The 10,770-nt window shown below is 71.7% G+C and carries 10 protein-coding genes and 1 pseudogene; 5 read left to right on the forward strand and 6 right to left on the reverse strand.

What is annotated here, in order from left to right; translation table 11 throughout:
- Positions 1 to 960, forward strand: a pseudogene (locus P1P70_RS32390) (CopD family protein); the annotation flags it as partial.
- A gap of 36 nt (positions 961 to 996) precedes the next feature.
- Here the strand turns inward: P1P70_RS32390 and P1P70_RS32395 are convergent.
- Both P1P70_RS32395 and P1P70_RS32400 read right to left on the reverse strand, forming a co-directional pair.
- Positions 997 to 1,755 carry a lysoplasmalogenase gene (locus P1P70_RS32395; RefSeq protein ID WP_319244149.1) on the reverse strand — a complete coding sequence of 253 codons (759 nt, stop codon included), beginning with the start codon at positions 1,753 to 1,755 and terminating at the stop codon, positions 997 to 999.
- The gene (locus P1P70_RS32400) at positions 1,752 to 2,651 is read right to left on the reverse strand and encodes a sterol desaturase family protein (RefSeq protein ID WP_319244151.1); all 900 of its coding nucleotides are present in this window, start codon (positions 2,649 to 2,651) and stop codon (positions 1,752 to 1,754) included. The genes P1P70_RS32395 and P1P70_RS32400 overlap by 4 nt, the downstream gene beginning before the upstream one ends.
- A 190-nt stretch (positions 2,652 to 2,841) precedes the next feature.
- Here P1P70_RS32400 and P1P70_RS32405 point away from each other — a divergent pair, with 190 nt between their 5' ends.
- The 3 genes from P1P70_RS32405 to P1P70_RS32415 all read left to right on the forward strand — a co-directional run bounded on the left by P1P70_RS32405 (position 2,842) and on the right by P1P70_RS32415 (position 5,029).
- Complete coding sequence (locus P1P70_RS32405) at positions 2,842 to 3,852, forward strand: DEDDh family exonuclease (RefSeq protein ID WP_319244153.1); 1,011 nt, start codon at positions 2,842 to 2,844, stop codon at positions 3,850 to 3,852.
- An 80-nt stretch (positions 3,853 to 3,932) separates the two neighbouring features.
- Entirely contained in the window at positions 3,933 to 4,166 is a 234-nt protein-coding gene (locus P1P70_RS32410) for a hypothetical protein (protein WP_319244155.1), read from the forward strand.
- Positions 4,167 to 4,225: 59 nt separating this feature from the next.
- A complete protein-coding gene (locus P1P70_RS32415) occupies positions 4,226 to 5,029 on the forward strand; it encodes an SURF1 family protein (RefSeq protein ID WP_319244157.1) in 804 nt (267 codons plus the stop codon).
- A gap of 12 nt (positions 5,030 to 5,041) precedes the next feature.
- Here P1P70_RS32415 and P1P70_RS32420 read toward each other — a convergent pair whose 3' ends face one another.
- From P1P70_RS32420 to P1P70_RS32435, 4 genes are all read right to left on the reverse strand, one after another.
- The gene (locus P1P70_RS32420; protein WP_319244159.1) at positions 5,042 to 6,001 is read right to left on the reverse strand and encodes a hypothetical protein; all 960 of its coding nucleotides are present in this window, start codon (positions 5,999 to 6,001) and stop codon (positions 5,042 to 5,044) included.
- A 231-nt stretch (positions 6,002 to 6,232) separates the two neighbouring features.
- Positions 6,233 to 6,421 (reverse strand): YbdD/YjiX family protein, encoded by a 189-nt coding sequence (locus tag P1P70_RS32425; protein ID WP_319244161.1) that lies wholly within the window; start codon positions 6,419 to 6,421, stop codon positions 6,233 to 6,235.
- Entirely contained in the window at positions 6,418 to 8,565 is a 2,148-nt protein-coding gene (locus P1P70_RS32430; RefSeq protein ID WP_319244163.1) for a carbon starvation CstA family protein, read from the reverse strand. Before P1P70_RS32430 ends, P1P70_RS32425 begins: the two co-directional genes overlap by 4 nt.
- A gap of 66 nt (positions 8,566 to 8,631) precedes the next feature.
- Positions 8,632 to 8,871, reverse strand: a complete 240-nt coding sequence (locus P1P70_RS32435) for a DUF3311 domain-containing protein (protein ID WP_045560818.1) — start codon at positions 8,869 to 8,871, stop codon at positions 8,632 to 8,634.
- A gap of 185 nt (positions 8,872 to 9,056) precedes the next feature.
- Between P1P70_RS32435 and P1P70_RS32440 the strand changes: the two genes are divergently transcribed.
- A complete protein-coding gene (locus P1P70_RS32440; RefSeq protein WP_319244165.1) occupies positions 9,057 to 10,613 on the forward strand; it encodes a sodium:solute symporter family transporter in 1,557 nt (518 codons plus the stop codon).
- Positions 10,614 to 10,770 lie beyond the last annotated feature (157 nt).

Raw genomic sequence — 10,770 nt, forward strand, 5'->3', positions numbered from 1 at the left:
GCCCCGGCCTCACCGGTGCCGTCGTGCTCGTCCTGGTGGCCGTGGAGGCGCTGATACCCCTGTTGGGCCCGCGGGTGGCGCTCGACGGCACCGGTGAGGCCGGGGCACCCGGGGCCGGCGGGATCGCCCTGCTGCGGACCGTGCTGCTGGCGGCGCTGTGTGTGCCGACGGGTGAGCTGTTCGTGGTGTGGCTGGTGCGGCGACTGCCCGGCGCTCCCCGGCAGGCGCCGCGCAGTTGGGCGCCCTGGGCGGCCGGGGCCGGTCTCGTGGCCTCGCTGGGGCTCGCCTCGGTCGTGGCCACCGGCAATCTGGTGCCCGACTCCCCCGCCGACATGGACGTGGGCGGCCTCTACGAGACCCGGGACGGCAAGCTCGCCCTCCTGGAGGTCAACGCCTTCGCGGCGGCCGCTCTGCTGGCGCTGTCCCGTCGGCCGGCCGCCCAGGCGCTGCCCCTGGCCGCCGTCGTCGTCGCGGAGGCGCTGCGCGCCCACCCGACCACGGACCACCACGACCCGTTGGTCGGCACCGGCCTGACCGTGGTTCACCTGACGTGCGCGGCACTGTGGGCGGGCGGACTGCTGCACGTGCTGCGGACCCTGCGCACGCGCACGTGGCGCTCGTCGGGGCCGGGCACCGCGTTGTTGGGGCTCTACGCGCGCGTGGCCGCCGTTCTGCTCGCCGCCGTCACCGCCAGTGGGATGTGGAGCACGCTGCGCCGGATGCCGCCGGGCACGGTCCTCGACCAACTGACGGAGACGGCGTACGGGCGCGCCCTGTTCGCCAAAATCCTGCTCGTGGCCGCCGTCGCCGTACTGGCCCTGTGGGCGCGGCTGCGGCTGCGTCGCTCGACCGACGATCCCCTCCGCGCCTGTGTCCCCGCGCGCGGAGGTGGCGGTACTGGGCGCGGTCGTCGCGGTGTCGGCGCCGCTGACGGCGTTGCCACTGCCGATCCGCTGGTGAGGGGGCCACGGGGAGCCGGTGGCCCGCGCGGGCCGGTCACACCGCTGGTCGGGACACCTCATCCTCCGCCGGGGTGTCCCGGGCGCGTGCGCCGAGGGCGCCGAGGACCCCTCGGGTCAGCAGGTACTGGGCCGCCAGATAGGTGAGCATGATCCACAGGTCGGGCCGGGGCGGCTGCGGCCACTCGGCGACGCCGGTCGCGATGAGCAGGTCCGACACCACGAAGAGCGCGCCGCCGAGCCCCGCGACGAGCCCGAGCCGGGAGGTGGCCCACGCCATCGTGGTCAGCAGGGCGCTGTATCCGGCGACGGGGAGGCGCAGATCCGCCGGCAGACCGGGCCACAGACTCACGACGGCGACGACCAGGGCGAGGCCGTACGCGACACCGACGGCCGCACCGTACGCCGCCGGCTGGCCGGGCCTGCCGGGACGGCTGGGACTGCCGGGCCGACTGAGACTGCCGTCTCGGCCTTCCCTGCCGGGTCTGCTGAGTCTGCCGAACCTGCCGAACAGTACGAGGTAACAGACGTGCCCCGCCGCGAAGGAGCCCATCCCGGCGAGGAAGGCCGGTTCCGCGTCGGAGAGGAGCAGCACGTCGCCTCCCCAGCCGAACAGCAGGGCGGCGATCAACAGGCCGGGCGCGCCGCGCGTGTACGCGTACGCCGCGAGCAAGGGCATCAGCAGGGGTTTGGCGACGAGGTGCCCCACGTCGAACCCGGCGGCCAGGGACCCGAGGTCGACGCCGGCGGCGACCCCGAAGGCGGCGAGGAGGACGGCCCCTCTGTCCCGGCTCACGTGACGGTCTCCGAGGACGGGGTGGCGGCCGAGACCGAGGGGACCGACAGGTCGGACGGGGACGGCTGTGCCGGTTTCCAGCCGGGTCCCGCGAAGACCCGGCCCGCCCGCTCACCCCAACCGCCCGCGCGTTTCAGGTCCTTGGCGATGGCGACGTACTCGTGGGTGGCGACCCGCAGCGGGTTGTACGTGTCGATGTTCTTCGTCAGGCCGTACACCGGGCGCTCGGTCTCCTCGACGAAGGACCCGAAGAGCCGGTCCCAGACGATGAGGATGCCGCCGAAGTTGCGGTCCAGGTAGCCGCCCTGGGAGGCGTGGTGGACCCGGTGGTGCGAGGGCGTGTTGAAGACGAACTCGAAGGCGCGGGGCAGCTTCCCGATGCGCTCGGTGTGGATCCAGAACTGGTAGACGAGGTTGGCGGAGGAGCAGAACGCGAGCGCGGCCGGGTGCACGCCGAGAGCGATGAGCGGGACGTAGAAGGGCCACACCGTCCAGGTCGTCCAGGGCTGCCGGAGGGCGGTGGTGAGGTTGAACTTCCGGCTGGAGTGGTGGACGACGTGACAGGCCCAGAGGATGCGGATCACGTGGTGGCCGCGGTGCGACCAGTAGTAGAAGAAGTCCTGCGCGAGCAGCATCAGCGTGATCGTCCACCACAGCACCGGGACGCGCAGCGGGGTCAGTTCGTGGATCGCGGTGTAGAGGGCGACGATCGGGATCTTCCAGAGGAAGTCGAAGACCAGGCTCCCGAGCCCCATACCGACGCTCGTCGCGGCGTCCTTCGCCTCGTACCCCGCGGCATCCTCGTCCGGATGGATCCGGACACTGATCACCTCGATCACGGTGAGCAGCACGAAGGCGGGTATCGACCAGAGCACGACATCGGGCAGGTTCGGCATGGGGGCACGGTAGAACCGCTGGTCGACGGGGGCTAGACGTTGTTACTGACAAGTATTTCCGACGGTACGCGCTTGCTTCTTGGCGTTCTCCACCAAACCGAGGGGCGAGGCCGCAGCTGTCACTCCGTCACTTGTGCCGCTCCGGCGCCGGGTAACGAGCTGTCAGTCCCGGCCCGTATCCTCAGGGACCATGCTCGAAGACCACACGACCGCAGCGTCGCAAGCGCCTTGGCCGGCCGCGTACCCACAGGGGTACGCGGTCGTGGACGTGGAGACGACCGGGCTGGCCCGGGACGACCGGATAATCTCCGCGGCTGTGTACAGACTGGACGCGCGGGGCGAGGTCGAGGACCACTGGTACACGTTGGTGAACCCGGAGCGGGATCCGGGGCCGGTGTGGATCCACGGGCTGACGAGTGATGTGCTCGAAGGGGCGCCGCTGTTCAAGGAGATCGCGGCGGAGTTCTCGGCGCGGCTCGCGGACCGCGTGCTCGTCGCGCACAACGCGGTGTTCGACTGGTCGATGATCGCCCGGGAGTACGCGCGCGCGGAGACCGAGGCGCCGGTGCGGCAGCGACTGTGCACGATCGCGCTGTCGAAGGAGCTGGGGCTGCCGCTGCCCAACCACAAGCTGGAGTCGCTGGCGGCGCACTTCGGGGTCGTGCAGCAGCGCGCGCACCACGCGTTGGACGACGCCCGGGTGCTGGCGGAGGCCTTCAGGCCGAGTCTGCGGGTCGCCGCCGCGAGCGGTGTGCGGCTGCCGTTGCACGAGTGCCGGCCGCTGACCGAGTGGCGGGACAGTCCGGCCACGCCACGCATCGGGCAGCAGGCGGGCCACGGCGGTGGCTACGGCGGCGGTTACAGCGGCTACCGGCCCACCAGTTGGCGGGCAGCACGGAAGCGGCCCGCGTGCCCCTATCCCAACCCCGGGCGTTTCGAGGACGGCAAACCGCTCAAACAGGGCATGCGGGTCGCCTTCTCCGGGGACACGTCGATCGAACGCGACCTGCTGGAGGACCGCGCGATCGAGGCGGGGCTGCACGTGGCGACGAGCCTGTCCCGGGTGACCAGCCTGCTCGTCACCAACGACCCCGACTCGAACACGTCGAAGGTCGTCAAGGCCCGGCAGTACGGGACGCCGGTGGTGGACGAGGCCGCGTTCGGGCAGTTGCTCCGCGACGTCGTGCCCGCCGACGAGTGACCCGTACGGACGGGTGATTGCCGGGCGACTCGCCCGGCGTCCGCTCGCCCGCGCGGCGGCGACGGCTCACCCTGTGGCGCATGGCGAGATGCGAAGTTTGCGGCAATGACTACGGAATGACCTTCGAGATCCACGCCCAGGGCGCGGTGCACGTCTTCGACTGCTTCTCCTGCGCGATCCACCGCATGGCCCCCATCTGCGAGCACTGCCGGGTGCAGATCATCGGCCAGGGCGTCGACGTCGACGGCCACTGGTACTGCGGCGCCCACTGCGCGCGGGCCGAGGGGAAGGCGGGGATCGTCGACAGAGTCTGAACACCTGCGAGTGCGCACCCGCCCGAACACACCCCACGACCGAGTTGTACGGTCGTGGGGTGTACCGCTTCCTGTTGTCCCGGCAGTGGGTGATCCTCGCGCTGCTCGCCCTCGTCCTGGTCCCGACCATGGTCAGGCTGGGTATCTGGCAGATGCATCGCTACGAGGAGCGCAGCGCGCGGAACCAGCTCGTCGCCGACGCGCTGGCCGCGAAGCCGGTGCCCGTCGAGCGGCTGACCTCCCCCGGGCACACCGTCACCAGCGCCGAGCGCTACCGCACGGTGACCGCGAAGGGCCGGTTCGACACCGACGACGAGGTCGTCGTCCGCCGCCGGGTCAACGCCGACGACGAGGTCGGTTTCCACGTACTGACCCCGTTCGTGCTCGACGACGGCAGGGTGCTGCTCGTCAACCGGGGCTGGATCCCCGCGAACGGGCCGAGCCAGACCGCGTTCCCCAAGATCCCCGCCCCGTCCGGCGGCGAGGTGACCGTCACCGGGCGACTGATGCCCGACGAGACGACCGAGGCGAGCGGCATCAAGGACCTCCAGGGCCTGCCGGACCGGCAGATCATGCTGATCGACAGCGGGCGGGAGGCGAAGCGCCTCGGCGTGCAGGTCCTCGGCGGCTATCTCGCGCAGACCTCGCCCGAGCCCAAGGGCGACACCCCTGAGCAGCTCGGCAGCCCCGGCGACGAGAACGCCGCGCTGAACTACGCCTACGCCCTGCAGTGGTGGCTCTTCGCCCTCGGCGTGCCCGTCGGCTATGTCGTCCTCGCCCGCCGGGAGCGCCGCGACCGCGCGGAGGCGGCGGCCGCGGCGGAGGCCGAGGAAGAGAAGGAGACGGCACCCACTCCGGTGTAGGTGCCGGCCGGGTCAGGTCCGGCCGCGACCGTCGGTCGAGCGCTCCTGCCAGTACGCGAACGTGCGTTCCGGCTCGGGGAGCAGGTCCCAGGGGTGGCGGGTCATGTGGCGGCCCAGCCGTACGAAGACGGGGGCGGCCTCGGCCGGGCGGTGGGCGCGGGTGAGGGCGAAGGCGAGCGTGTTGAGGTCGGTGACGGCCTCGGCGTGGGGTGCGGTGCCGACGTCGAACCAGCTCTTGAGGGCCAGGTCGATCTCGTGGACGGACCGGGGCTCGTTCCAGTTGCCGCCGCCCGAGCCGAGGGCGTCGACGGGTGTCGATCCCTGACGGTGGGCCATGAGTTCGACGCGGGCCGCCACCGGGAGCAGGGCCAGCGGCGAGCCGTGGGGTGCGCGGGCGGCGGCCTGCCAGGCGAAGTCCATCATGTCGGGGACCGTGCCGTGTCCGCGCGGGGACAGGTAACGCAGCAGCCGGTGGTAGGACGTCCGGAGCCAGGGGGCACGGTTGACGGCCTCCGTCCATACGGGCACGGCGTCCTTGACCGGTACGGCGCAGGTGTCCATCAGGGACAGCAGCGCCAGCCAGGGGGTGGGGTCCTCGGGGCAGGCCTCGGCGGCGCGGAGGCAGGAGTGTTCGGCGCGGCGGACGGCTGCCTGGTCGGTGGCGGGGGTGCGGTGTGTCTCGACGAAGGCGCGCAGGGTGAGGGCGTCGCCGTCCTCCGGGCGGTCGGCCGTCCAGCGTTGGGGGACGGCGACGGGGAGGCGTCGGGCCAGTACGGCGAGGCGGTGGGCTCGGCGGTCCCAGTCGCGGCCGGTGGCTCGGAGGAGCTCGGCCACGGGTTCCCATGGAGGGCGGGTGCGGCCGGCGCCGAGGCCGTGGAGCTGGGGGGTGGGGCGTAGTTCGGTCAGCGTCCTGTGCAGGGGGTCGTCGTCGAGTTCGGGACGGATCAGCAGGGAGGGTCGGCGTCTCAGCATCTCTGGATCCGGGGGTTGGGGTGGGGTGGGTTCGGGTGCGTTTTCGGGTGCGGGTCCGGTGGGCTTCTCCCGCAGTTCCCCGCGCCCCTGAAAAGCAGGGGCTGCGCCCCGTGCTTTTCAGGCCCGCAGGGGCCTGGGCTTTTAGGGGCGCGGGGAACTGCGCGACCAGCCCCCCCACGCACCCGCACCCGACAACGCACCCTGGGCCGGCTCAGATGGGGGGCCGTGGCCTCAGCAGCAGCGGCCCTCCGGGTGTTCCTCTCTCTGCCGGGTCCGCAGGGCGTCGTACTCCCTGCGGCTCGGGAGCGGGGCCTTCGGGTGGTGACGGCGGTGCCGTGCGCAGTAGCGGTCGTACTCGGCCTCGCCGGTGAGTTCCCGGAGGTACCAGCGGACCCCTCGCGCCCAGCTCCGGACGGTCATCGGCCGGCCCCCACCAACTGCTTCTCGGTGTCGTCGTCGATGCGGGACTCGACGTACGGGGCCTCGGTCGACGGCAGGGGAACCGGGGACCGTACGGCGCGGACACAGACCACGGCGCAGTTGACCAGGACCGTGAGGACCAGGAGCAGGAAGATCGCCATGATCACGCCGTCGACCGTGTTGTTGGTGACGATCGTGTGCATGTCGTCCATGTTCGTGGCGCCGGGCAGGAGTTCGCCCTTGTCGATGGCCGCCGCGTACTTGTCGCGGAGGGCGAAGAAGCCGATGGCCGGGTTGTCGGAGAAGATCTTCTGCCAGCCCGCCGTGAAGGTGACGGCCACGTCCCAGGCCAGCGGGATGCCGGTGACCCAGGCCCAGCGCAGCTTGCCGGACTTGATGAGGACGGTGGTGGTGACGGCCAGGGCGACGGCGGCGAGCAGCTGGTTGGCGATACCGAAGAGCGGGAAGAGCTGCTTGATTCCGCCGAGGGGGTCGGTGACCCCGGCGTAGAGAAAGTAGCCCCAGGCGCCGACGACCAGGGCGCTGGTGATCCAGATGCCGGGCTTCCAGGTGACGCGGCCGATCGGCTTCCAGACGTTGCCGAGCATGTCCTGGAGCATGAAGCGGCCCACCCGGGTGCCGGCGTCGACCGTGGTGAGGATGAACAGGGCCTCGAACATGATCGCGAAGTGGTACCAGAAGGCCTTCATCCCGGCGCCGCCGAAGACCCCGGCGAAGATCTCCGACATGCCGACGGCCAAGGTCGGCGCGCCGCCGGAGCGGCCGACGAGGGTCTCCTCCTCGACGGCCTTCGCCGCCGCCGTGAGCTGTTCCGGGGTGATGGTGAAGCCGAGGTTCTTGACCGCCTCGGCGGCCGTGTCGACGGTCGGGCCGAGCAGCGCCGCCGGGGAGTTCATGGCGTAGAAGAGGCCCGGCTCCAGGACGCACGCGGCGATCAGGGCCATCACGGCGACGAAGGACTCCGTGAGCATGGAGCCGTAGCCGATCATCCGGACCTGGGACTCCTTCTGGATCAGCTTCGGCGTGGTGCCGGAGGAGACCAGGGCGTGGAAGCCGGACAGGGCGCCGCAGGCGATCGTGATGAAGAGGAAGGGGAAGAGGGAGCCGGCGAAGACCGGCCCGGCACCCGTGTGCGCGAACTCGGTGACCGACTCGGCGCGCAGGTTCGGGGCGGCGACCACGACACCGACGGCCATCAGGACGATGGTGCCGACCTTCATGAAGGTGGAGAGGTAGTCACGCGGGGCCAGCAGCATCCATACGGGGAGCACGGAGGCGACGAAGCCGTAGCCGACCAGGCAGAAGACGAGGGTCTCGGGGCTCCAGACGAAGTACTCGGCGAGCGAGGAGTCCTGGATCCAGCCGCCGCCGAGGATGGCGAGCAGGAGCAGGGCGACGCCGATGAAGCTGGTCTCGACGACCCGGCCGGGGCGGAGGTAGCGCAGGTAGAAGCCCATGAAGAGGGCGATGGGGATGGTCATGGTGACCGAGAAGGTGCCCCAGGCGGACTCGGCGAGGGCGTTGACGACGACCATCGCCAGCACCGCGAGCAGGATGATCATGATGGCGAAGACACCGATCAGCGCGGCGGCGCCGCCGACCTTGCCTATCTCGTCGCGGGCCATCTGGCCGAGGCTCTTGCCGTCGCGGCGCATGGAGAGGAACAGGACGATCATGTCCTGCACCGCGCCGGCGAAGATCACGCCCGCGATGATCCAGATGGTGCCCGGCAGATAGCCCATCTGGGCCGCCAGCACCGGTCCGACCAGCGGGCCCGCGCCGGCGATGGCCGCGAAGTGGTGGCCGAACAGCACCCGCTTGTCGGTCGGGTGGTAGTCGACGCCGTCCTCCAGCCGTTCGGCGGGGGTGGCCCGGGTGTCGTCCACCTGGAGGACCCGGCGGGCGATGAACCGGGAGTAGAAGCGATAGCCGATCGCGTACGAGCCGAGGGCCGCCATGAGCAGCCAGACGGCCGAGATCTCCTCGCCCCGGGAGAGGGCGAGCACGGCCCAGCCGATCGCTCCGACGAAAGCGACGCCGATCCACAGCGCGATCGATTTCGGTGACATACGTGGCTTTTCCGGCACCTCGCGACCGGATTCGGGCATGGCTGACGTAGACATGGCGGCTCCTGACCTCAACGGGGTACGGCAGAGAAGGGAAGAGAAGGGGGAGGGTGCGGCGGCGGCTCAGCGATGTCGGTCGCGGTGCCCGGCGGAGCGTCGCCGCTCCGTCAGCGCGTACGCCGCGAGCAGGCAGAGGCCGCAGCCCGGCACCCAGGCGAGCTGGTACCAGTAGAAGAACGGCGTGCCCGCGAGCCGTGGTGCGGCACCGGCGTACCAGGGGACCCACAGCAGGCCCGCGGCGGGAGCGAGGAGCAGTACGGCGATCGCGACGCGCCGTAGCCGGGGGTGACCGGTCTGTGCCATGACCTGCTCTCCTCTCCCGCTTCCTGTGGGTCTGTGCAAGAGTTGCCCACTCGCCGGGATCGGTTGACAGCGAATTTCCAGGAGATTCCCCGCCGATTCGTGTCCTCCGAACCGGCCGTCCACGCAACCAACACGCGAGGGCCGAGGTACAGCCGGGGGCCCAGGCACACCAAGGACGGTGACCCATGGCGGACGCTGCCATGACCGCGACGTTCCTCGCCGTGATCGGCGGGGCGTCGCTGCTCGCCGTCACCGCGCGCCGGCTGCGCCCCAGCGACCGGCTGCCCTCGCTGGAGGGCTGGGCGCTGGCCGACCGGGGCCTCGGCCCGGTGTGGACCTGGCTGCTGCTCGGCGGCACGATCTTCACCGCGTACACCTTCACCGCCGTCCCCGGACTGGCGTACGGAAACGGGGCGCCGGCGTTCTTCGCGGTGCCGTACACGGTGATCGTCTGCCCGCTGGCCTTCGTCCTGCTGACCCGGCTGTGGGAGGTGGCCCGGCGGCACGGGTACGTGACGGCAGGGGACTTCGTGCGCGGCCGGTACGGTTCGGCGCCGCTCGCCCTGGTGGTGGCGCTGACCGGGATTCTCGCGACGATGCCGTACCTGGCGTTGCAACTGCTCGGCATAAGGGCGGTGCTGACGGCCGGGGGTCTGTACCCGAAGGGCGCGGCCGGTGATCTGGTGATGGTCGCGCTGTTCGCGGGGCTCGCGGTCGCGACGTACCGGCACGGGCTGCGGGCGCCCGCCGTGATCTCGGCGCTGAAGGCGGTGGCCGTCTTCGTGTCGCTGACCGCCGTGTGCTGGCTGGTGCTGGAACGGTTCGGCGGCCCGGGCGCGGTCTTCGAGGGGGCGGCCCGGCGGCTCGGCGGCACGAGCGTCGAGGAGTCCGCGCTCCTCCTGGCGCCCGAGCAGCAGCCCGCCTACGCCACCCTCGCGCTCGGCTCGGCGCTGGCCCTGCTGATGTATCCGCACGTGCTGACCGCCGGGTTCGCCGCCGACGGGCCGCGCACGGTCCGCAAGGTCGCCGTGGCGCTGCCCGCCTGGACGGGACTGCTGGCCCTCTTCGGCTTCCTCGGGGTCGCGGCGCTCGCGTCGGGGGTGCGGGCACCCGAGGGCGGTGCCGAGGCGGCGGTGCCGATGCTGGTGGACCGGCTGATGCCGGGCCCGCTGGCGGGACTGGTGTTCGGCGCGATCACCGTGGGCGCGCTGGTCCCGGCGGCGGTGATGTCGATCGCGGCGGCCACCGGCTTCGTCCGCAACGTGTACGTCGAGTACTTCCAGCCGACCGCCACGCCCAAGCGTCAGGTGCGCATCGCCAAGGTGGTGTCGCTGACGGCGAAGGTGGGGGCGGTGGCGTTCGTGTTCGGCCTGCGCGACCAGGACGCCATCAACCTCCAGCTGCTCGGCGGGGTGTGGATCCTGCAGATCTTCCCGGCGGTGGCGGTCGGCCTGTTCACCGGGCGGCTGCATCCCCGGGCGCTGCTCGCGGGGTGGGGTGTGGGCATGGTGACCGGCACCTTCCTGGTGGTGCGCGAGGGGTTCTCGTCCATCGTGCTCCTGGGCGGCGGCTCGCTGGAGATCTACGCCGGTCTGCTCGCCCTCCTCCTCAATCTGACCGTCGCCGTGCTCGGCACCACGGTCCTCGAACGGCTCGGTGTCCCGCGCGGCGCCGACGCGACCGACCTACCGTCCCGCCTGACCGTCAGGCGGCGCCCCGAGACGGGAGCGAGCAACCCGTGAGACGCAGACCGCACATGCGTGTACCGGTGGCCCCGGCGGCTTCCGCACCGCTGACCACCGCCGATCCTCTGGGGCAGGTGCCGGCTCCGGCCGCCGTCGAGCCCCCGGCCCCCCGGGCCGACGCCCTGGTCCCCCGCCCGACATCGGCCCCGGAGTC

Source organism: Streptomyces sp. MB09-02B (genome assembly GCF_033794485.1).
GTDB lineage: Bacteria > Actinomycetota > Actinomycetes > Streptomycetales > Streptomycetaceae > Streptomyces.